The sequence below is a fragment of the Pseudomonas sp. Irchel 3H9 genome (assembly GCF_900187495.1).
Taxonomy (GTDB): domain Bacteria; phylum Pseudomonadota; class Gammaproteobacteria; order Pseudomonadales; family Pseudomonadaceae; genus Aquipseudomonas; species Aquipseudomonas sivasensis.
Genome location: NZ_FYDK01000004.1, coordinates 101956 through 123685 on the forward strand (window position 1 = coordinate 101956; position 21730 = coordinate 123685).

Annotated in this window: 17 protein-coding genes and 1 other RNA gene; 14 read left to right on the plus strand and 4 right to left on the minus strand. The window is 60.4% G+C overall.

Annotated elements, in window-relative coordinates; all coding sequences use genetic code 11:
- The first annotated feature begins 168 nt into the window (after positions 1–168).
- The 8 genes from CKW32_RS15710 (at position 169) to CKW32_RS15745 (ending at position 11436) form a co-directional block, all read left to right on the plus strand.
- Positions 169–828, plus strand: coding sequence for a GntR family transcriptional regulator (locus CKW32_RS15710; RefSeq protein WP_032887629.1), 660 nt, complete (start codon positions 169–171; stop codon positions 826–828).
- A gap of 2 nt (positions 829–830) precedes the next feature.
- Positions 831–4319, plus strand: a complete 3489-nt coding sequence (gene smc / locus CKW32_RS15715; RefSeq protein WP_032887631.1) for a chromosome segregation protein SMC — start codon at positions 831–833, stop codon at positions 4317–4319.
- A 258-nt stretch (positions 4320–4577) separates the two neighbouring features.
- A complete protein-coding gene (zipA, locus tag CKW32_RS15720) occupies positions 4578–5441 on the plus strand; it encodes a cell division protein ZipA (protein WP_032887633.1) in 864 nt (287 codons plus the stop codon).
- 87 nt (positions 5442–5528) lie between these two features.
- Positions 5529–7898, plus strand: a complete 2370-nt coding sequence (gene ligA, locus CKW32_RS15725) for an NAD-dependent DNA ligase LigA (RefSeq protein ID WP_095185357.1) — start codon at positions 5529–5531, stop codon at positions 7896–7898.
- A 151-nt stretch (positions 7899–8049) separates the two neighbouring features.
- Positions 8050–9216, plus strand: a complete 1167-nt coding sequence (locus tag CKW32_RS15730; RefSeq protein ID WP_095185358.1) for a putative zinc-binding metallopeptidase — start codon at positions 8050–8052, stop codon at positions 9214–9216.
- Positions 9217–9452: 236 nt separating this feature from the next.
- An RNA gene (ffs, locus tag CKW32_RS15735) (signal recognition particle sRNA small type) lies at positions 9453–9549 on the plus strand.
- Between the two features lie 242 nt (positions 9550–9791).
- Positions 9792–10838, plus strand: a complete 1047-nt coding sequence (locus CKW32_RS15740) for an N-acetylmuramidase family protein (RefSeq protein WP_032887639.1) — start codon at positions 9792–9794, stop codon at positions 10836–10838.
- 1 nt (position 10839) lies between these two features.
- Positions 10840–11436 (plus strand): hypothetical protein, encoded by a 597-nt coding sequence (locus CKW32_RS15745; RefSeq protein ID WP_095185359.1) that lies wholly within the window; start codon positions 10840–10842, stop codon positions 11434–11436.
- Between the two features lie 66 nt (positions 11437–11502).
- On the opposite strand, the gene CKW32_RS15750 is transcribed toward CKW32_RS15745, so the two are convergent.
- Positions 11503–12405, minus strand: a complete 903-nt coding sequence (locus tag CKW32_RS15750; protein ID WP_095185360.1) for a DUF2167 domain-containing protein — start codon at positions 12403–12405, stop codon at positions 11503–11505.
- Positions 12406–12466: 61 nt separating this feature from the next.
- Complete coding sequence (locus tag CKW32_RS15755; protein WP_095185361.1) at positions 12467–13330, minus strand: LysR family transcriptional regulator; 864 nt, start codon at positions 13328–13330, stop codon at positions 12467–12469.
- A 102-nt stretch (positions 13331–13432) separates the two neighbouring features.
- On the opposite strand from CKW32_RS15755, the gene CKW32_RS15760 reads away from it, so the two are divergent.
- A complete protein-coding gene (locus CKW32_RS15760; protein WP_095185362.1) occupies positions 13433–14365 on the plus strand; it encodes a DMT family transporter in 933 nt (310 codons plus the stop codon).
- A 117-nt stretch (positions 14366–14482) separates the two neighbouring features.
- Here the strand turns inward: CKW32_RS15760 and CKW32_RS15765 are convergent, their stop codons facing one another.
- Entirely contained in the window at positions 14483–15244 is a 762-nt protein-coding gene (locus tag CKW32_RS15765) for an ABC transporter substrate-binding protein (RefSeq protein ID WP_095185363.1), read from the minus strand.
- 133 nt (positions 15245–15377) lie between these two features.
- On the opposite strand from CKW32_RS15765, the gene dnaX reads away from it, so the two are divergent.
- From dnaX to CKW32_RS15790, 5 genes are all read left to right on the plus strand, one after another.
- Positions 15378–17426: a DNA polymerase III subunit gamma/tau gene (gene dnaX, locus CKW32_RS15770; protein WP_095185364.1), complete on the plus strand. Its 2049-nt coding sequence runs from the start codon at positions 15378–15380 to the stop codon at positions 17424–17426.
- A 43-nt stretch (positions 17427–17469) separates the two neighbouring features.
- Complete coding sequence (locus CKW32_RS15775; protein WP_032887653.1) at positions 17470–17808, plus strand: YbaB/EbfC family nucleoid-associated protein; 339 nt, start codon at positions 17470–17472, stop codon at positions 17806–17808.
- Between the two features lie 142 nt (positions 17809–17950).
- Positions 17951–18985, plus strand: coding sequence for an NADP-dependent oxidoreductase (locus tag CKW32_RS15780; RefSeq protein ID WP_032887654.1), 1035 nt, complete (start codon positions 17951–17953; stop codon positions 18983–18985).
- Between the two features lie 66 nt (positions 18986–19051).
- Entirely contained in the window at positions 19052–19654 is a 603-nt protein-coding gene (gene recR, locus CKW32_RS15785; RefSeq protein WP_095185365.1) for a recombination mediator RecR, read from the plus strand.
- A 192-nt stretch (positions 19655–19846) separates the two neighbouring features.
- Entirely contained in the window at positions 19847–20995 is a 1149-nt protein-coding gene (locus CKW32_RS15790; RefSeq protein ID WP_032887658.1) for an acyl-CoA dehydrogenase family protein, read from the plus strand.
- Positions 20996–21102: 107 nt separating this feature from the next.
- On the opposite strand, the gene CKW32_RS15795 is transcribed toward CKW32_RS15790, so the two are convergent.
- A complete protein-coding gene (locus CKW32_RS15795; RefSeq protein ID WP_095185366.1) occupies positions 21103–21651 on the minus strand; it encodes an adenine phosphoribosyltransferase in 549 nt (182 codons plus the stop codon).
- Positions 21652–21730 lie beyond the last annotated feature (79 nt).

Consider the following 21730-nt stretch of genomic DNA (forward strand, 5'->3'; position numbering starts at 1 on the left):
ACACTCTCAATTATGGTCCAGTCTTTTGGAACCGGCGTTTTTGCGGGCTTACGCTGCTCAGCCGCTGCTTATTTCATGCCAAATTCGCCACGGTGGGCGTAGCGCCATCAGCCAGCCAATGCGCTACACTGCCGCGCTTGTACCGATAGAAGATTTTGAAGGGAAAACATGACGTTCAAGGCGCCGGACAGTCTCGCCGAGCAAATCGCTCACCACCTCGCCGAACGCATTATTCGCGGCGATCTCAAGCCTGGTGAGCGCATCCAGGAACAGAAAGTCACGCTGGCACTCAATGTCAGCCGTGGTTCCGTGCGCGAAGCCTTGCTGATCCTCGAACGGCGCCACCTCATCGCGATCCTGCCGCGCCGTGGTGCCCACGTGACCGAGCTCACCGCGCACAAGGTGCAGAGCCTGTGCACGCTGATGAGCGAGCTGTACATCCTGCTCGGCAATGCCGTCGCCGAAGGCTGGCAGACCCAGGCCGACATGGCGCCGTTCGTGCAGATCCAGCAGCGCCTGGTGACCAATTTCGAGCGTGAGGACATCCGCGCCTTCGTCGAAGAATGCTTTAACGTGATGCGCGCCGCGTACCCCTTTGCCAACAACCCGTACCTGCAGGAAACCGTCGAGAACCTGCAGCCGGCAATGAACCGCGCTTATTACCTGGCCCTGGATCAGCGCAAGGCCTCCATGAGCGAGTACCTGGCGCTGTTCGAGCAACTGCTCGCCGCCGTACTGGCCCGTGACGTGCCGCAGATTCGCCTGGTGCTGTCGGCCTACTGCCAGCGCAGCAGCTCGTTGGTCATCGCAGCGTTGGCGGACGGCTAAGCGTGCGGCTCAAGTGCATCAAGCTGGCGGGGTTCAAATCCTTCGTCGACCCAACCACGGTGAACTTCCCCAGTAACATGGCGGCGGTGGTCGGGCCCAATGGTTGCGGCAAGTCGAACATCATCGACGCCGTCCGTTGGGTGATGGGCGAGAGCTCGGCAAAAAACCTGCGCGGCGAGTCGATGACCGACGTCATCTTCAACGGCTCCACCAGCCGCAAGCCGGTGAGCCAGGCCAGTATCGAGTTGGTATTCGACAACTCCGATGGCACCCTGATCGGCGAGTACGCGGCTTACGCGGAAATTTCCATCCGCCGCAAAGTCACGCGCGACAGCCAGAACAGCTACTTCCTCAACGGCACCAAGTGCCGTCGACGTGACATCACCGATATTTTCCTTGGCACCGGCCTGGGCCCGCGCAGCTACTCGATCATTGAGCAGGGCATGATCTCCAAGCTGATCGAAGCCAAGCCCGAAGACCTGCGTAACTTTATTGAAGAAGCGGCCGGCATCTCCAAGTACAAAGAGCGCCGCCGCGAAACCGAAAACCGCATCCGCCGTACCCACGAAAACCTTGCCCGCCTCACCGACCTGCGCGACGAGCTGGAGCGCCAGTTGGAGCGCCTGCACCGCCAGGCCCAGGCGGCCGAGAAATACCAGGAATACAAGGGCGAAGAACGCCAGCTCAAGGCACAACTCTCGGCCCTGCGCTGGCAGGCGCTGAATGAGCAAGTGGGGCAGCGCGAAGCGATCATCGGTACCCAGGAAATCAGTTTTGAAGCCTTAGTGGCGGAGCAGCGTAACGCCGACGCCAGCATCGAGCGTCTGCGCGACGGGCACCATGATCTGTCCGAACGCTTCAATCTGGTGCAAGGCCGCTTCTATTCGGTAGGCGGCGACATCGCCCGTGTCGAGCAGAGCATCCAGCACGGCCAGCAGCGCCTGCGCCAATTGCAGGACGATCTGAAGGAAGCCGAACGCGCGCGTCTGGAGACCGAATCTCACCTGGGCCATGACCGCACTTTGCTGCTGACCCTGGGGGAAGAGCTGGACATGCTCACCCCAGAGCAGGAAATCACCAGCGCCGCCGCCGAAGAAGCCGCCGCCGCCCTGGAAGAATCTGAAACCACCATGCATGGCTGGCAGGAACAGTGGGACGCTTTCAACCTGCAATCGGCCGAGCCGCGTCGCCAGGCCGAGGTGCAGCAGTCGCGCATCCAGCAACTGGAAACCAGCATGGAGCGCCTGGCCGAGCGCCAGCGCCGCTTGCAGGAAGAGCGCGTATTGCTCGCCGCTGATCCGGAAGACGCCGCGATCATGGACCTCAGCGAGCAACTGGCCGAAAGCGAAATGACGCTGGAAGAGCTGGAAGCCAGCGAAGAACAGCAAGTAGAGCGCCTTGAACAATTGCGTCAGCAGTTGCAACAGGCGACCCAGGCCCAGCAGCAGGCACAGGGCGATTTGCAGCGGCTCAATGGTCGGCTGGCATCCCTTGAAGCCTTGCAGCAAGCTGCGTTGGACCCAGGTACCGGCACCGCCGAATGGTTGCGCGACCAGCATTTGGCCGAGCGGCCACGCCTGGCGGAAGGCCTGAAGGTCGAAGCCGGCTGGGAGTTGGCAGTGGAAACCGTGCTCGGTGCCGATCTTCAAGCAGTGCTGGTGGATGACTTTGGCGGTTTCGACTTGGCCGGGTTTGCCCAAGGCGATCTGCGTTTGCTCAGCCCCGCCGCCGATGGTGCGCGGGTGCCGGGCAGCCTGCTGGATAAGGTCGAGGCCGCCATTGACCTGTCGCCGTGGTTGGGCCAAGTCAAACCGGTGGATTCCCTGGAGCAGGCCCTGGCCCAGCGCGGTCAATTGGCAGCCGGCGAAAGCCTGATCAGCCGCGATGGCTATTGGGTCGGCCGGCACTTTTTGCGGGTTCGCCGCGCCAGTGAAGCAGAAAGTGGCGTTCTGGCCCGTGGCCAGGAAATCGTCAACCTGATCGCTGAGCGCGAAGAGCGTGAAGCGACCCTCGAAAGCCTGGAAACCGAACTGCAAACCCTGCGCGCCACCCAGCGCCAGCAAGAGACCGGCCGCGAACACCTGCGCCGTCTGTTGCAGGACGAAGCGCGTCAGCAAGGCGAGTTGAAGGCGCAACTGTCGGCGAGCAAAGCCAAGGCCGAACAACTGACCCTGCGCCGTACCCGTCTTGATGAAGAAGTCGCCGAGATGGGCGAGCAACGCGCCCTGGAACATGAACAGATCGGCGAAGCGCGCCTGCACCTGCAGGAGGCGCTCGACAGCATGGCCCTCGATACCGAGCAGCGCGAACTGCTACTGGCCCAGCGCGACAGCTTGCGCGAACGCCTTGACCGCGTGCGCCAGGAAGCCCGGCAGCACAAGGATCACGCGCACCAATTGGCGGTACGCCTCGGCTCGCTGCGCGCCCAGCATGATTCCACACGCCAGGCCCTTGAACGCCTGGAGATGCAATCCGAACGCCTCACCGAAAAGCGCGAGCAACTGAGCCTCAATCTGGAGGAGGGCGAAGCGCCGTTGGAAGAGCTGCGCCTCAAGCTCGAAGAATTGCTCGACAAGCGCATGACCGTCGACGAAGAACTCAAGACCGCGCAGATCGCCCTGGAAGACGCCGACCGCGAATTGCGCGACGCGGAAAAACGCAGAACCCAGGCCGAGCAGCAATCCCAATTGATTCGCGGCCAACTCGAACAACAGCGTATGGAATGGCAAGCCTTGACCGTGCGCCGCAAAACCTTGCAAGACCAATTGCTGGAAGACGGCTACGACCTGCACGGCGTGCTCAACACCCTGACCTCCCAGGCCAACGAGAAAGAAGCCGAGGAAGAACTTGAGCGGATTGCTGCACGTATCCAACGCCTGGGCGCGATCAACCTCGCGGCCATCGATGAATATCAGCAGCAGTCCGAGCGTAAACGTTATTTGGATGCCCAGGACGCCGACCTGGTCGAAGCCCTGGATACGTTGGAAAACGTGATCCGCAAGATCGACAAGGAAACCCGTAATCGCTTCAAAGATACCTTTGATCAGATTAATAGCGGTTTACAGGCGTTATTCCCGAAAGTTTTCGGCGGTGGCAGCGCTTACTTGGAACTGACGGGCGAAGATCTACTCGATACAGGGGTAACGATCATGGCGCGGCCTCCAGGCAAGAAGAACAGCACCATTCATTTGTTGTCCGGCGGCGAAAAAGCCCTGACCGCATTGGCCCTGGTATTTGCCATCTTCAAATTGAACCCGGCGCCGTTCTGTATGCTCGACGAAGTTGACGCCCCATTGGATGACGCTAACGTTGGACGCTATGCACGACTGGTCAAAGAGATGTCCCAGACCGTGCAGTTCATCTATATCACCCACAACAAGATCGCCATGGAAATGGCTGATCAGTTGATGGGGGTGACGATGCATGAACCGGGCTGTTCGCGTTTGGTCGCAGTGGATGTCGAAGAAGCGATGGCGATGGTGGAATCCTGAGCTGCACCATGAGAGATAGTTTTCATGCGATGTCAGGTGATTTACCGGTCAAGTGAAAGTGGCAAATGGACATATTTGTTCAAGGCATTTTGACAGACGGTGTAAAGTTATCTTTGGTCGTGCTAGTTTAATGTCAATTTTTCGTGTGCGTGGGCAAAACGTCAGTCAGAACATAGAGTTGGCGCCACGTTTTAAAGCGGTTTGCACGGTGCTAAACCCCTTATTTTTCAGCATTTTTTATTAGAGGCACGGGATTACATGGAAATCGGTCTGCGCGAGTGGCTGATCGTCATCGGCATTATTGTCATTGCCGGTATTCTTTTTGATGGCTGGCGCCGCATGCGCGGTGGCAAGGGCAAGCTCAAATTCCGTCTGGACCGCAACCTGTCCAACTTGCCTGACGACGACGGCAGCGCCGAGCTGCTGGGGCCGCCCCGTGTGCTGGACACGCATAAAGAGCCGCAACTGGACGAGCACGACTTGCCGTCGATGAGCGCGCCGTTGCGTGAAGCCCGTGAACCGTCTTCCAAACGTGGCAAGCGCGCCAATGCCGCCGTGGCCGAACCCCATCAGGGCGACCTGAACCTCGACGTCGACGAAGGCCCGAGTTTCAGCAGCCGTGACGATGACTTCCCGGACGAAAACGTTGGCAAGAACGCGCCGCGCCAATCGGTTAACGATCAGCCTGCTGCTGAAGAAGTGCTGGTGATCAGCGTGATCTGCCGCGACGCCGCCGGCTTCAAAGGCCCGGCCCTGTTGCAGAACATCCTCGAAAGCGGCCTGCGCTTTGGCGAGATGGATATTTTCCATCGCCACGAAAGCATGGCAGGCAACGGCGAAGTGCTGTTCTCCATGGCCAACGCAGTCAAGCCCGGCACCTTCGACCTGGACGACATCGACCTGTTCAGCACTCCAGCGGTGAGCTTCTTCCTTGGCCTGCCAGGCCCGCGTCACCCGAAACAAGCGTTCGATGTGATGGTGGCTGCAGCACGCAAGCTGTCCCAGGAGTTGAACGGCGAACTGAAGGACGACCAACGTAGCGTCCTGACCGCCCAGACCATCGAACACTACCGTCAGCGCATCGTCGAATTCGAGCGTCGCGCCCTGACACAGAAACGCTGAGGTTTGGCTTCAAGCGTTGTCGATAGAATTAAGCGCACCAACATTTGAGCAGCTTCGGCTGCTCTTTTGCTTTATGAGAGAACACCCATGACCGCCGCCCACACCCGCATCCTCGAACTGCGCGCTGAACTGGATCAGCACAACTACCGTTACCACGTCCTCGACGAGCCGAGTATTCCGGACGCCGAGTACGATCGGCTGTTCCACGAGCTCAAGGCTCTGGAAGCTGAGCATCCGGAACTGGTCACAAGGGATTCGCCGACGCAGCGGGTCGGCAGCGCGGCGTTGTCGGCGTTCACTCAGGTCAAGCACGAGATCCCGATGCTCAGCCTGGGCAACGCCTTTGATGAAACCACGATGTTGGAGTTTGATCGCCGGGTGACTGAAGGCCTCGACCTGCCGGTGGGCGACCTTTTTGGCGCTGGTGCCGAGGTGGAGTACAGCTGCGAACCCAAACTGGACGGCCTGGCGGTCAGCCTGCTGTATCAGGACGGTGAGTTGGTGCGCGGTGCCACCCGAGGTGACGGCACCACTGGCGAAGACATCAGCGTCAACGTGCGCACCGTGCGCAATATCCCTTTGAAACTGCACGGCAGCGGCTGGCCGGCGACCTTGGAGGTGCGTGGCGAAGTCTTTATGTCCAAGGCCGGCTTCGAACGGCTCAATGCCTCGCAACTGGAAGTCGGCGGCAAGACCTTCGCCAACCCGCGCAATGCCGCCGCCGGCAGTCTGCGTCAGTTGGATTCGAAAATCACCGCCAGCCGCCCGCTGGAATTCTGCTGCTATGGCATTGGCCAGGTAACGGCTGACATCAGCGATACCCACATCGGGAACCTGCAGCAGTTGCAAAAATGGGGCATGCCCATCAGTCATGAGCTGAAGCTGGCCAAGGGTATTCAGGATTGCCTCGACTACTACCGCGATATCGGCGAGCGGCGTAACAGCCTGCCCTATGAGATCGACGGTGTTGTCTTCAAGGTCAACAGCATTGCTGCTCAGCGTGAATTGGGCTTCCGCGCCCGTGAGCCGCGCTGGGCCATCGCCCATAAATTCCCGGCGATGGAAGAACTCACTGAGCTGCTCGACGTGGAATTCCAGGTCGGCCGCACCGGCGCCGTCACCCCGGTAGCGCGTCTGAAGCCCGTCAAGGTCGCGGGTGTGACTGTGTCCAACGCCACCTTGCACAACATGGATGAAGTGGCGCGTCTGGGCGTCATGATTGGCGACACTGTGATCATCCGACGCGCTGGAGATGTGATCCCTCAAGTGGTGTCCGTAGTGCTTGAGCGACGTCCGGCCGATGCCCGCGCGGTACCGGTTCCCGAGAGCTGCCCGGTGTGCGGCTCGCACGTGGAGCGCACTCAACTGGTCAAGCGCAGCAAGGGCAAGGAAACCGTCAGCGAAGGCGCCGTGTACCGCTGCGTCGGGCGCCTGGCCTGTGGCGCTCAGCTCAAGCAGGCGATCATTCATTTTGTCTCGCGCCGGGCCATGGACATTGATGGGCTGGGTGACAAGACCATCGAGCAACTGGTGGATGAAAAACTCATCGGTTCGCCAGCCGACCTCTACACGCTCAAGTACGAGCAGATCATCGACCTGGAAGGCTTCGCCGACATCTCCAGCAAGAAGCTGATCGCCGCCATCGAGAACAGCAAGACGCCGACCCTCGCGCGTTTTATCTACGCGCTCGGCATCCCCGACGTGGGCGAGGAGACTGCCAAAGTGCTGGCACGCTCGCTGGGGTCCCTTGAGCGCGTGCAGCAGGCGTTGCCGCCGGTGCTGACGTACTTGCCCGACGTGGGCCTTGAAGTGGCGCACGAGATCCACAGCTTCTTTGAAGACAGTCATAACCAGGAAGTGATTGGCGCACTGCTGTCGCCGGAGAAGTGCGGCCTGCAATTGCAGGATCAGGGCGACCTCAGCGCCGAGTTCGCCGCTAGCACCACCTTGGGCGGCTTGCTCGACAAGCTGCACGTACCGTCCGTGGGCCCAGGCGCTGCGCAGAAGCTGGCGGACAAGTTCGGCAGCCTGGAAGGCGTGATCAAGGCCGACTGGCTGGACATGCGCCAGGCGCTGCCCGAAAAGCAGGCCAAGGCCGTGCGCGACTTCTTCGACAACCCGGACAACGCCCAGCACGCCTTGGCCATTGAGCAGCAGCTCAAGGACTTCGGCATGCACTGGCAAAGCGAGAAAAAGGTCGTAGAAGGCTTGCCTGAAGCCGGACACACGTGGGTGCTCACTGGCTCCCTGGAGCTTATGAGTCGCGACGTGGCCAAGGAAAAGCTCGAAAGCCTCGGCGCCAAGGTGGCCGGTTCCGTCTCGGCGAAAACCCACTGCGTGGTGGCCGGGCCGGGTGCTGGTTCGAAACTGGCAAAGGCCAGCGAGTTAGGCTTGAAGGTGCTGGACGAAGAGGCTTTCGTGGCCTTTCTCGCCACGCACAACATTCCAGTCAGTTGACCCTCACCTGTAGGCGTCTGGCTTGCCGGCGATCGCGCGCCAAGGAGTGCCATCGTCGGCACGCCTGACGCCTATAGGGATGTCATCCCATTTTTGGAACGATCTTCGAAGGGAATTGATCTAGTCTTGGTCACCCCAGGAAGAGATCGCCATGTTCCGCTACTTCGAGCAACTCAGTTCGCGCATTGCCGCACCGTTCATGGCCGAATCCTCGCGCAACAGCAAGGTTTGGCAATGTCGTTGCGGCCAGTCCCTATTCTTTCGCAACAGCCAATGCCTGGCATGCGCAGCGCTGCTGGGCTATCAACCCCGGCAAAGTCGCTTGTCCTCGCTGCAACCCGGCCCCGTCGAAGGCACCTGGCTGCAGGACGATAACCTCGACGCCGGCGCCTTTCGCCGCTGCGCCAACCTTGACACGCCTGCCGCCTGCAACTGGCTGATTCCGGCCCACAGCACCGCACCGCTGTGCGTGGCCTGTAGTCTCAACCGCACGATCCCCGACCTGTCGATCCCGGAAAACCATGAGCGCTGGCGCAAGGTAGAAACCGCCAAGCGCCGGTTGGTGGCGCAACTGATCAGCCTGGGCCTTAGCGTCGTGCCCAAGAGCGTTGACGAAGACACCGGCCTGGCCTTCGATTTCGTTGGCATCGACCTGGAAGGCAACGCCCCGATGACGGGTCATTCGAACGGCTTGATCACCCTCGACATCAAAGAAGCCGACGACGCCCACCGCGAAAAAATCCGGGTGCAGATGCGCGAGCCTTACCGCACCTTGCTCGGTCACTTTCGCCATGAGGTCGGCCACTATTATTGGGATCGCCTGATCGCCAATACCCACTGGCAGGAGTCCTTTCGCACCCTGTTCGGCGACGAACGCGCCAGTTACGCCGACGCCCTTGACCAGCATTACCAAAACGGCCCGCGTCCTGACTGGCAGCAAACCTGTGTCAGCGCCTACGCCACCATGCACCCTTGGGAAGACTGGGCCGAAACCTGGGCTCATTACTTGCACATGATGGACGCCGTCGACACTGCCCTGGGCTTTGGCATGAGCGCCCGCGAGATGGACCTGGATTACCAGCCGTTCCCCCTTACTACGCTTTATGACCCCCAACATCCCAGCGGTCCTGCGTTCCTGTCGTTCGTTAACGCCTGGATTGAACTGGCGGGCATGCTCAATGAGCTGTCGCGCGCCATGGGCCAGCCGGATTTCTACCCGTTCGTGCTACCACCGGCGGTGATCGCCAAGCTGCACTTCATCCACCTGGTGATCCAGGAGGAGGGCGGCCGGGCGGATGAGGTGTTGCAGGCACAATGATCAGCCAATGTGGGAGGGGGCTTGCCCCCGATAGCGTTGGGTCAGTCACTGATTTATTGGCTGGCAGTCCGCTATCGGGGCAAGCCCCCTCCCACAGGGGATGACGGGGAAGCTGATGGCCATGGCAAGTGCTTGAACCCCTTCATATTTTTAATCCGTCACCAACGGTTGTAACTTCCGATGAGATCGGTACAATGGCCCCGCTTGCCGAGAGGCAGGCGTCGTTATGGTGACCCCATCGGTCCCCCCGCAACGATTACCCGTGAACCTGGTCAGAGCCGGAAGGCAGCAGCCACAGCGGGAACATTGTGTGCCGGGGTGTGGCTGGTGGGGTTGCCTCCATAACGTTCCTCCTTGCAATACCCCTTCGATTCAAATCCAAATGTCTTATTTTCAGCCAACTGCCGATATTTATTGCGCAGTCGATGACGGCTGTTTCACAACTTTCCAAACCCCCGCTGGACAACCCTAAACCGCCTTGTTAGTTTGCGCCGGCCACTTGTTTCAGAATATGACAATGGCGCTGAATTGATATTGAAGTGCTATCACTTCTTTAACTAACAAGGATGTCTGTGATGAAAAGCCTGCAAGGTTTACCTCGTCTTATCAGTGCTTCGGTAGGCGCTCCGGGTAAAGCCCGCAACTTGCCCGCCGATGTGCAGTGCATCCAATATTTATTCAATCTGATCATTCCCAAGATGGGTTTCCCGTTGGCCGAAAACGGCAAATGCGATGGTCAGTTGGTGCAGTGCATCAGCCAGTACCAGTTTCGCCATCTCAAATACGCCCATCCCGATGGTGTGGTCGACCCCACCGGTCGTACGTTCAACAGCCTGATCGAAGAGGCGGTGAAGGTGCCGGTGAAGTCCTTCCCGACGATGCGTATACCGAGTTTTCTCAACGCATTTGGCAACAACCAGGGCGACGCGGTGCAGGCCACGGTCAATGTGTACCTGGACCGCATGCGCGCGATGATTGAGGCCGAGCGGCGTAACCGGCAATTGATGCTCCAGGCCACGTGCGACGGGGGCATGACCCTTAGCGAAACGGACTTCCAGAACGCCGCTACGCAACTGGGTAGCGGTATTTCGGTGAATATCATCAAGGCCTTCGCCACCGTGGAATCTGGCGGGCGCTCCGGCTTCGGGCCGGCCAAACTGCCGGTGATCGCCTTTGAAGGTCACCTGTTTCGCAAATACACCAAGCACATCTATGACCAGGCGCACCCGCTGCTGTCCTACCCCTACAAGAAAAAAGCAGGGCCGCAGTGGCAGGCGAACAACAAGGACCAGACAAAGGCCTGGGAAACCATGGCTACCGCATTCGCCCTGGATCAGGAAGCCGCATTGATGTCGGCATCGTGGGGCATGTTCCAGATCATGGGTTTCAACTTTGCGTCGTGCGGGTACAAGACGGTATTTGAGTTTTCGGCGGCATTAAAGGTGAATGCCGGTAATCAACTAAAGGCGTTCCTCGGCTTTTGCAGTAAGAGCCCTGCGTTGATGAAGGCCATGAAGGCCAAAGACTTTACTGGAATGGCGCGTAACTATAACGGTGAGGACTACGGCAACTACGACGTCCTTATGCAAAAAGCCTACGAAAAACTTGAAGGGAAAAAATAGGATGATCCGTTTACTCGCGATAGGTGTGTTGTCGTTGTGCGCCGTGGCACCTGCCATGGCTGGTTCGGCCGCGCTGCATTCGGGCAAGTACGAAGGGCTGATGCTGGCAGTGACGCCGGAGCATCAGGTCGAAGGTTTTTACACGGAATCAATGGGTGAGGGCGTGACGCGCAGCTGTGCGTTCTACCTGCAAGGTAAGCCCGAAGCGCTCACCACTTGGCTCGACGACGCCTACCCTGGCAGCGTGGCGCCGTCGTCCGACGGTGTGACCCTGACCGTGGAAGAAGGCCGTCAGCACCCCGGCTGCATCAACGTACTGATGCCGGAAATCGCCACCGGCCTTGATCTGACCCAGACCGCCAGTAAGAAGTGGATCGGCCTGGTCACAGTGTCTGCCGACAAGGCTTACCTGCAGAAAACCCCCGGCGCCAAGGCGGCCAAGCGTCCGTATATCGTCAAGAACGATGTGGTAGGGGTGCTGGCGTTTAAGGATGGCTGGGCTCAGGTTGAGTTCATCAATGCTGAAGACCGCTCGTTTAAGGGTTGGATCACCCAGGATCAATACAGTCGTCTGGCCGCGCCCACTGCAAAAAACTGAGCAGAACCGCGCACACAAAAACGCCGCAACGTGTCCAGCACGCTGCGGCGTTTTTGTGTGCGGCGGTCAGGCCTTGTTGCGGTTGAACAGCTTGCGGATCACCGCGAACAACGCCACGACACCCACCACCAGAAACTTCTTCGCGGCCAGCAGGAAGATCCCGATCTTGGCGAATAACCCGGCCTTGGCGGCAATCCCGCCGGCAACCAACGCGGCTAGGCCGTAAGTGGCGAGCTTGTCGGTTTTCGGGTTGAAGTCGGTGTAGAGGTTGCCGTCGGTGAAGTTGGTAAACGCCAGGACCTTGGGCAGTTCCTGCTTGATGGTCGGCAGGTCGGCCATCGCCGCGACGGCGTTGAGTTCCAGTACGCCCTCACGGCCCAGCACGCGGATGCTGTAGTTGAGGGTGTTCTGGTCGGCGTCGTCGGCCTTCAGTTCACGGGCCCAGTACATCTTGTGGGTGGTGTCGTCGTAGCGCGGCGGCTCGGCCCAGCCCACCAGATGCAGGCCGGCGTAGCCTTGTTTCTGGCGTTCCTTGTTGTCTGTTTCGTCTTCTTCCTGCATTTGCTTGAGCAGGTCGGAGTAGTCGATTTTTGCGGCATCTTCATCGGAAATATGCCCGTCGGCCTTATAGCTAACGATGACGCCCCAACCGCGCTCCGACAGTGGGCTGACGGCTTTAGGCACGATCATGCCCAGGGTCTTGAAGCCCGGCGGGTTGCCCCAGCCATCGGTGAGCAAGCGCTCAGTGTCGGCGGGGTCGAGGTAATAAAATTCGTCGTTGAGCTTGAGGGTGGCAATGCCACTTGGCAGCGTGACGGTGCCGGTCTTTTGCTTAAGTGACGCCAGAAAGTGCTCGGCCGTTTCGGCGGGGGCATTGGCTTCAACGGGGGCAGGCGAGGCAGCAGCAACGGCAGGTGCGGTAGGCAGGCTCAGAGCAGCCGCCGCCAACAACAGGCGGAAGTAATTCATGGTAGTCCCTTACATTTTGAATTAATTTCGTAAGAGGATAACCGAAACAACATGTTGCGAGTTAGCCGAAAGTTTCCCGCAACAGCCCCGCGAATGCATCCCGTGCCAGGTGGCGTTGGGTGTCCTTGTGCCAGAACAGCAGGTTATCCACGGCCGCCAGCTCTTCAAATCGATAAGACGCCAGCTGATTGGCCTGCTCATAGCGCGCCAGGATGCCTTCCGGCGCCAATGCCACGCCAATCCCGGCGCTGACGCAACCGATGATCGTGCCCCAACTGGCATAGCTGGCAATGGTCGGTTTGAAGTTGTGCGGCTTGACCCAGTTTTCCAGTGCTGCGCGATACGGGCAGCCAGGCGGCCAGACCAGCAAGGTGCGGCCGGCGAGGTCCTCGGCGCCATTGATGGGTGCACTGGATGCGTTTGCGATCAGCACCAGGCGCTCGCTGTAGACCACGCTGTGTTCGAGCTTGGAGCGTTTGTTGCCGGCGGCCACGAGCGCCACGTCCAGGCGATGGTGTTGCAGGTCGTCGAGCAACGGGCCCCAGGCGCCTGTCACCAGTTCCAGGCTGACATCCGGGTAGCGCCGGTGATACTCCGCCAGCAGCGGTGGCAAACGTCCGCTGGCGCTGGATTCCACCGCGCCGATACGCAAAGTGCCACGGGGAATGGCGCTGGCGTCCACGGCGCGTTTGGACTCATCCACCAGCGCCAGAATGCGCTCGCAGTACTCCAGGAAAATTTCACCGGCGGCACTGATCGCCAGCCCACGCCCGGCGCGGATGAACAGTGGTGTGCCCAGCTCGCCTTCCAGCTGCTTGATGCGCGTGGTGATGTTGGACGGCACGCAATGCAGCAGCACGGCTGCTTGGGCCACGCTGCCGGTTTGTGCCACGGCTCGCACCATTTTCAGTTGGGCCAGTTCCATTGCTCAGTTCCAGTGATTGCAGAAGTCAGAAACGGTTAATTGTCCTGCGCCTTGCGGGGGCGAAGACTGACGGCACACCTTCTCAGTTTCTGGACGCCGTCGATGAATAACCCTTCACCCGCAAAGCTTACGCTAGTCATCGCCAGCGTCATCCTGTGTTGGGCCTATTCGCCGATTGGCGTGCACATGGGGCTGCACAGCTACAGCCCCGGACAATTGGCGTTGTTAAGGTTTTTGATTGCGTCGGTGTTCATGGGCGGTGTGGCACTGGTGATGGGCATCGGTCGTCCGCGCTTGCGGGATTTTCCGTGGTTGTTGGTGCTGGGGTTCTTCGGCGTGTTCCTGCACCACACCAGCCTCAACTATGGGCAGCAATGGGTCACGGCAGCGGCGTCCAGCGTACTGGCGCAGTCGGCGCCGCTGTTCAGTGTGCTGATCGCGTTTTTCTGCCTGAAGGAGCGGGTCAGCGCTTGGCGCTGGGGCTGCGTATTGCTGGGGCTGCTCGGCGTGCTGGTGGTGATCTGGGGGGATCAGGGTCTGGGCGAGATCGACCCGCGTGGCTTGTTGATCCTGCTGGCGGCGGTTTCGTGGAGTGTGTATTTCGCCCTGCAGAAACACTATGCCCACCGCTACAGTCCGCTGACTATGGCGTGCTACATGGTGTGGGCGGGCACCCTGATGCTGTGCGTGAACCTGCCGGGCCTGCCTGCTGCGGTGGTGCAGGCGCCGTTGGCGGAGAACGTCGCGGTGCTGGTACTCGGTATTTTTCCCAGCGCCTTGGCGTATCTGGCTTGGGGTTATGTGTTGAAGCATGTGGAGGTCAGTCGCGCGTCGGTGGCGATGTACCTGATCCCGCCGGTGGCGATGGTGATGGCCGCGACGTTGCTGGGTGAACACATTGCCTTGCAGGTGATGATGGGCGGTGTGATCGTGCTGGCCAGCGTGGCGGCGATCAGTCTGGAAGGGCGCTGGCGGTTAGTCGTTCAGACAAAACGCACGCAAACGGTGGCCATCGAAGTCCAGGGCCGGCGGTGACTGGATAACGATGGCGCCGCATTCTACCCATCGGTCCCGCAGCAAGAAGCCCACTTCACCGCCGGCTGTAAGCTGGACTGCGGCTCGACCAGAGCCCGAGCCTATAAGGAGCGGCTGTCAGTTTTTGTCAGGGGCGAGCAGGGGCGCCGGGTTTTCGCCGGTGTACAGCTTGATGATGTCGTCGATTTCGCCGGACATTTTCATCCGCAACAAGGTGCGCAGGATTTTTTGCGCCGGCACGTCGGGATCGTTACGCACGATGCAACCGAGGTTTTGCTCGTCAATCAACGCGACCTTGTGCAGCCGCTGGCTGATCGGCATTTTCTGGTTGAAACGGTCGACGATCCATTCGTTGCTCACCGCATAGTTGAATCGCCCCGCCACCAGTTTGTGCAGCACCAGCTCTTCGCTATGGGCGTCGTCGCGGGTGAGTTGGCCGTTGGCAAACAGCGGGTCGAGGGCGGCATAGCGATAGTTGAGCACCGTGCCGATCGGCTGAGGTGCCAGCTTGAGCACCTGTACCGGCTGGTTTTGCGCACTGACCAGCACATTGCGCTGCACCATTAAAGGCAAGCTCCAGATGTAGTCGCCGGACAGGTTGTCGACCCACGCCTGGGTGACATAACAGCGCACATCAATGTCGCCGTGTCCCATGGCCGCAGAGATGCGTGCCCGGGCCAGCACGTGGAACTGCGCCGGATGGCCAACCTGGGTGGCCAGGCTCAGCATCACGTCATACAAAATGCCCTGGGTCGGCCGACCGTTCTCCAGTTGCACCATGGGCATCGCCCAACTGTCGGAAACCGAGAAGCGCAGCGGTGCAGGCGCCGCCAGGCTAGCCGTGGTCATCATCCATAAAGCGCCCAGGACTACGCGCATACACTCTCCGGGTTCAGGCCTTTTGGAGGCCAGTCAGCAGAGCTTAGTCAGATTAGGCGAGCGTGCCGGATGCAATTTCCCCCTTGCTCCGCTAGCATTACCGGCTTCCGCTTCCCAGTTGCGACGGTTTTCGATGAGTTATCAGGTTCTTGCACGTAAATGGCGTCCGCGCTCGTTCCGCGAAATGGTCGGCCAGACCCATGTGCTCAAGGCTCTGATCAATGCCTTGGACAGCCAACGGCTGCACCACGCCTACCTGTTCACCGGTACCCGGGGCGTGGGCAAGACCACCATTGCGCGCATCATTGCCAAATGCCTGAACTGTGAAACCGGTATCACTTCGACGCCTTGTGGCACTTGCTCGGTGTGCCGCGAGATCGACGAAGGGCGCTTCGTAGACCTGATCGAGATCGACGCCGCGAGCCGCACCAAGGTCGAAGACACCCGCGAGCTGCTCGACAACGTGCAGTACGCGCCTAGCCGCGGTCGTTTCAAGGTCTACTTGATCGACGAAGTGCACATGCTGTCCAGCCATTCCTTCAACGCGCTGTTGAAAACCCTGGAAGAGCCGCCGCCCTACGTCAAATTCATCCTGGCCACCACCGACCCGCAGAAACTTCCTGCAACGATCCTGTCGCGGTGCCTGCAGTTCTCCCTGAAAAACATGACCCCCGAGCGCGTGGTCGAGCATTTGACCCACGTGCTGGGTGTCGAGAACGTACCGTTCGAAGACGACGCGCTATGGCTGCTCGGCCGTGCCGCCGATGGTTCGATGCGTGATGCCATGAGCCTTACCGATCAGGCCATCGCCTTCGGTGAAGGCAAGGTCATGGCCGCCGATGTGCGCGCCATGCTCGGCACCCTCGACCACGGCCAGGTGTTCGATGTGCTGCATGCATTGATCGAAGGTGATGCCAAGGCGTTGCTCGAAGCCGTGCGCCACCTCTCGGAGCAAGGCCCGGACTGGAATGGCGTGCTCTCGGAAATCCTCAACGTCCTGCACCGCGTCGCTATCGCCCAGGCTTTGCCGGAAGGTGTCGACAACGGCCATGGCGACCGCGACCGCGTGTTAGCCCTGGCCCAGGCGTTGCCGGCCGAAGATGTGCAGTTCTACTACCAGATGGGCCTGATCGGTCGTCGGGACTTGCCTTTGGCGCCGGACCCGCGTGGGGGCTTTGAAATGGTCCTGCTGCGCATGCTGGCGTTCCGGCCAGCTGATTCGGCCGATGCGCCGAGACAGCCGCTAAAGCCAGTGGGGATCAGCCAGGCCACAGTTGATTCCGCCAAACCAGTGGCTGGCGCGGCGGTGGTTGCGCCAGTGGTTGCTGCCCCGGTTGCGCCGGCGCCTGAGCCAGCCCCCGTGGTGGCACCTGTGGTTGATCCGGAGCCGGTGGTTGAGCCAGAGCCTGTCGTCGACCTGCCCTGGAATGACCCGGTAGAAGCCGAGGTCGAAGAACTCGAACAGCAGCCCTATGTTGAGCCCGTGCTCGAAACCGCCAGCGAGCAGCCTGAGCTGACGCCTATGCCTGCGCCGACACCGGACAGTGTGGTGCCAGCCGCTCCTGAGTGGGTTTCAGCACCGGTTCCCGAGCCGACAGTCGCCCAGGTTGAGGCCGCAACCCCAGGCATCGACCTCGACGACGAGCCGCCGCTGGACGAAGACTACATCGAGCCGGACATGGATTCGGCCTACAGTTACCTGGACGATTTGGCCAGCGAACACACCGCCGAACCGGCCCCCGAGCCCGAAGCAGAACCCGCGGCAGCCCCGGCCACCGGCCTGGCGTTGCAATGGCTGGAACTGTTCCCGAAACTGCCGATCTCCGGCATGACCGGCAGTATTGCCGCCAACTGCACCCTGATTTCCGTCGACGGCGACCACTGGCTGTTGCATCTGGACCCGGCCCACAGCGCCCTGTTCAACGCGACCCAGCAACGGCGCCTCAACGATGCCCTGAACCAGTACCATGAGCGCACGCTGACTATCACCATCGAGTTGATCAAGCCCGAGCAGGAAACCCCGGCCCAGGCCGCGACCCGCCGGCGTATCAACCGTCAGCGCGAGGCAGAGGATTCGATCCACGCAGACCCGCTCATCCAGCAAATGATGCAACAGTTTGGTGCGGTCGTTCGTCACGATACTATTGAACCTGTCGAAGCCCCGGTGACCCAAGCGTCATGACACCGGGCTATTAATTGATCCACGTACTTTTGAGGTGATTCCCATGATGAAAGGTGGCATGGCCGGCCTGATGAAGCAGGCGCAGCAGATGCAGGAAAAGATGGCCAAGATGCAGGAAGAACTGGCCAACGCCGAAGTCACCGGTAAAGCCGGGGGCGATATGGTCAGCGTGGTGATGACTGGGCGTCACGACATCAAGCGCGTGAGCATCGACCCAAGCGTGCTGCCAGGCGTGGGTGAAGATGACCTGGAAATGCTCGAAGCGCTGTTCGCCGCGGCCGTCAACGACGCCGTGCGCAAGATCGAAGCCAATAGCCAGGACAAAATGTCCGGCGTGACCGCTGGCATGCAACTGCCACCGGGCATGAAGATGCCGTTCTGATTCTCCAGCGTTAGCTAGACTCCAATGCCAGGCCCAGTGCCTGGCATTTTTGTTTGTGCCTATTCAATCGAATCCCGATCGAACCCTGGCCTGGCACCCATGGTCTGCAACCTATACCGATGAATTCGATAAGGAGCCCCTGATGCCTCAAGAACTGACCCTGAACCAACGTATCGTGCTGGTCTCGCGCCCCCAAGGCGCGCCCACTCCGGAAAACTTTCGCCTGGAGCGCGTGAGCTTGCCGGAGTTGGCGGACGGCCAAGTGCTGCTCAAGACCCTCTACCTGTCCCTTGACCCCTACATGCGCGGGCGCATGAGCGACGCACCGTCCTACGCCGCCCCGGTGGAAATCGATGAGGTGATGACCGGCGGTGCTGTCAGCCGTATCGAGCAATCTCGTAACCCGAAATTCGAAGTGGGTGATCTGGTGGTCGGCGCCACCGGTTGGCAGAGCCACAGCATTTCCGACGGCCGCAACCTGATTCCGGTGCCCAAAGGTCTCGCCAGTCCGTCCATGGCGTTGGGCGTATTGGGGATGCCGGGTATGACGGCCTACATGGGCCTGATGGACATTGGTCAACCCAAGGCTGGGGAAACCCTGGTGGTCGCCGCTGCCTCCGGCGCAGTCGGTTCGGTAGTGGGTCAGGTCGCCAAGCTCAAGGGCCTGCGCGTGGTCGGGATTGCAGGCGGTGCGGACAAGTGCCGCTATGTCGTGGATGAACTGGGTTTTGATGCCTGTATCGACCATAAGAGCGCAGACTTCGCCGATCAACTCGCCCAGGCTTGCTTCAACGGCGTGGACATCTATTTCGAGAACGTCGGTGGCAAGGTGTTCGACGCCGTGGTGCCTTTGCTCAACCCCAAGGCACGCATTCCTTTGTGCGGGCTGATTGCCGGCTACAACGCCCACGAAGCCCCCAGCGGGCCTGATCGCTTGCCGGCGCTGCAACGCACGTTGCTGACCAAGCGGGTGCGCATCCAGGGCTTTATCGTGTTTGATGACTACGGTGATCGTCAGCCAGAGTTCCTCAGTGCCATGGCGCCCTGGGTCCGCGACGGTAAGATCAAGTTCCGCGAAGACGTGGTCGATGGCTTGGAGCAGGCGCCCGAAGCCTTTATCGGCCTGCTTGAAGGGCGCAACTTCGGCAAGTTGGTGGTGCGGGTCGCGCAGGATTGAGGATTTGACGCTAATCCGGGGCGCGGGTATAAACCGCGTCTCGTTGTTTTGTCGGACCATTGCCCCATGAGCTTCAGCCCCCTGATTCGCCAACTGATCGACGCCCTGCGCACGTTGCCGGGTGTCGGCCAGAAAACCGCCCAGCGCATGGCGCTGCAACTGCTGGAGCGTGATCGCAGCGGCGGCACCCGGTTGGCCCAGGCCCTGGGCCAGGCCATGACGGGCGTCGGCCACTGCCGCCAGTGCCGAACCCTCACCGAAGAAGACCTTTGCCCGCAATGCGCCGACCCGCGTCGCGACGACACGTTGCTGTGTGTGGTGGAAGGCCCGATGGACGTCTACGCGGTGGAGCAGACCGGTTATCGCGGGCGTTACTTCGTGCTCAAGGGCCACCTGTCGCCGCTGGACGGCCTGGGCCCGGAGGCCATCGGCATTCCGCAACTGGTGGCACGTATCGAAGAGCAGGGCACCTTTACCGAGGTGATCCTGGCCACCAACCCGACCGTGGAAGGTGAAGCCACCGCCCATTACATCGCCCAACTGCTGAGCAACAAAGGCCTGATCACTTCGCGTATCGCCCATGGCGTACCGTTGGGTGGGGAGTTGGAGCTGGTGGATGGCGGCACGCTGGCGCATTCGTTTGCCGGTCGCAAGCCGATCGCGCTCTAACGATCAACACCAGCCAAATGTGGGAGGGCGCTTGCTCCCGATGGCAGTGGATCAGCCATGAATCTATTGGCTGACACACTGCTATCGGGAGCAAGCCCCCTCCCACAATGGTTTTGCGGTGTGATTGAGATCTGTGTTGCTAACCAAGCAAGCGCTTGGTAATTTCGCTCCACCTCTCCGTGGAGCTTGCCGATGTCTGCCTATCAGGACTACTTCGACCCCAGCCACCAATTGCTCCGCGACAGCGTGCGCCGTTTTGTCGAGCGCGAGCTGTTACCGGACATCGAGCAATGGGAGGAGGCGGAGAGCTTTCCCCGAGCGTTGTACCTTAAGGCCGGTGCGGCGGGGATCCTCGGTATCGGTTATCCCGAATCCTTGGGCGGCAGTCACGAGGGCGATCTGTTCGCCAAGGTGGCCGTCAGCGAGGAATTGATGCGCTGCGGCTCCGGCGGCGTGGTCGCGGGATTGGGCTCGCTGGATATCGGCTTGCCTCCCATCGTCAAATGGGCGCGGCCCGAAGTGCGCGAACGTGTGGCCCCGCAAGTGCTCTCGGGCGAGAAGATCATCGCCTTGGCCGTCACCGAACCCAGCGGCGGCTCCGATGTAGCCGGCCTGCGCACCCGCGCCGTGCGTGATGGCGACGTTTACCGGGTCAGCGGCAGCAAGACCTTTATCACCAGCGGCAACCGCGCCGATTTCTACACCGTTGCTGTTCGTACCGGCGGGCCAGGCTTTGGCGGCATCAGCCTGTTGCTCATCGAAAAAGACACCCCGGGTTTCACCGTCGGCCAGCCCCTGAAGAAAATGGGTTGGTGGGCGTCGGACACGGCAGAGTTGTTCTTCGATGATTGCCAAGTGCCCGTAGGCAACCTGATCGGCGCCGAGAACATGGGGTTTGCCTGCATCATGGGCAACTTTCAGAGTGAACGGCTGGCGCTGGCGTTGATGGCCAATATGACCGCGCAGCTTGCGCTTGAGGAAAGCCTCAAATGGGCCGCGCAGCGTGAAGCATTTGGCAAGCCCATTGGCAAATTCCAGGTGCTCAAGCATCGCCTGGCGGAAATGGCGACGGCTGTGGAAGTGTCCAGGGAATTCACCTACCGCCAAGCCGCCAAGATGGCCGCTGGCAAGAGTGTGATCAAGGAGATATCCATGGCCAAGAACCTGGCCACCGATACCGCCGATCGGGTGACTTATGACGCCGTGCAGATCCTCGGCGGCCAGGGCTATATGCGCGGCAGCCTGGTGGAGAGGCTGTATCGCGACAACCGTATCCTGTCGATCGGCGGCGGCACTCGTGAAGTGATGAATGAAATCATCAGCAAACAGATGGGGCTTTGAGGCGGCTTACCTGCCTCATCGGGGCAAGCCCTCTGCCACATTTTGATGTGTAAACACCTTCAAGTGTGGGAGGGGGCAGCCCTTGATAGCGTCAGTCCCGCCAAATATTACCGCTCGGACAGCGCAAATTGCGTCAGGCAAAACGTCGGAATCCCCATGTCTTCCAAACGCTGCGAGCCACCCAGCTCCGGCAAATCAATAATTGCCGCGGCTTCAAAAATCTTCGCACCCATGCGCCGCACCAGGTTCGCCGCAGCGATCAAGGTCCCGCCTGTGGCGATCAGGTCATCGAACATCAGCACCGAGTCGCCTTCGCACAGGCTGTCGGCGTGCACTTCCAGTAAAGCTTCGCCGTATTCGGTCTGATAACCCTCGGCCAGGACATCGGCCGGCAGCTTGCCCTGCTTGCGGAACAGGATCAGCGGTTTGTTCAGTTGGTAGGCAATGATCGAACCGATCAGAAACCCGCGGGCATCCATCGCGCCGATGTGGGTGAAATCGGCTTCGACATAGCGATGGGCAAAGGTATCGGCCACCAGGCGCAGGGCCTTGGGCGATTGGAACAGCGGCGTGATGTCACGGAAGATCACCCCAGGCTTGGGGAAGTCGATGACGGGGCGGATCAGGGATTTGATGTCGAACGAATCGAAGGTCATCGTCGAAGAGTCCTGGGAGGAAAACGGACTCGAAGTATACCTGCGGCCTCACCGATTGGCGCGGCCACAAGTGTCTGCA

Coding starts and splice junctions, on each gene's coding strand:
- CKW32_RS15755 (WP_095185361.1), bottom strand. CDS start 13,330: ATGGAACTGGCCCAACTGAAAATGGTGCGAGCCGTGGCACAAACCGGC.
- zipA (WP_032887633.1), top strand. CDS start 4,578: ATGGAAATCGGTCTGCGCGAGTGGCTGATCGTCATCGGCATTATTGTC.
- CKW32_RS15780 (WP_032887654.1), top strand. CDS start 17,951: ATGCCTCAAGAACTGACCCTGAACCAACGTATCGTGCTGGTCTCGCGC.
- ligA (WP_095185357.1), top strand. CDS start 5,529: ATGACCGCCGCCCACACCCGCATCCTCGAACTGCGCGCTGAACTGGAT.
- CKW32_RS15795 (WP_095185366.1), bottom strand. CDS start 21,651: ATGACCTTCGATTCGTTCGACATCAAATCCCTGATCCGCCCCGTCATC.
- recR (WP_095185365.1), top strand. CDS start 19,052: ATGAGCTTCAGCCCCCTGATTCGCCAACTGATCGACGCCCTGCGCACG.
- CKW32_RS15730 (WP_095185358.1), top strand. CDS start 8,050: ATGTTCCGCTACTTCGAGCAACTCAGTTCGCGCATTGCCGCACCGTTC.
- dnaX (WP_095185364.1), top strand. CDS start 15,378: ATGAGTTATCAGGTTCTTGCACGTAAATGGCGTCCGCGCTCGTTCCGC.
- CKW32_RS15740 (WP_032887639.1), top strand. CDS start 9,792: ATGAAAAGCCTGCAAGGTTTACCTCGTCTTATCAGTGCTTCGGTAGGC.
- CKW32_RS15765 (WP_095185363.1), bottom strand. CDS start 15,244: ATGCGCGTAGTCCTGGGCGCTTTATGGATGATGACCACGGCTAGCCTG.
- CKW32_RS15710 (WP_032887629.1), top strand. CDS start 169: ATGACGTTCAAGGCGCCGGACAGTCTCGCCGAGCAAATCGCTCACCAC.
- CKW32_RS15750 (WP_095185360.1), bottom strand. CDS start 12,405: ATGAATTACTTCCGCCTGTTGTTGGCGGCGGCTGCTCTGAGCCTGCCT.
- CKW32_RS15790 (WP_032887658.1), top strand. CDS start 19,847: ATGTCTGCCTATCAGGACTACTTCGACCCCAGCCACCAATTGCTCCGC.
- CKW32_RS15775 (WP_032887653.1), top strand. CDS start 17,470: ATGATGAAAGGTGGCATGGCCGGCCTGATGAAGCAGGCGCAGCAGATG.
- CKW32_RS15745 (WP_095185359.1), top strand. CDS start 10,840: ATGATCCGTTTACTCGCGATAGGTGTGTTGTCGTTGTGCGCCGTGGCA.
- CKW32_RS15760 (WP_095185362.1), top strand. CDS start 13,433: ATGAATAACCCTTCACCCGCAAAGCTTACGCTAGTCATCGCCAGCGTC.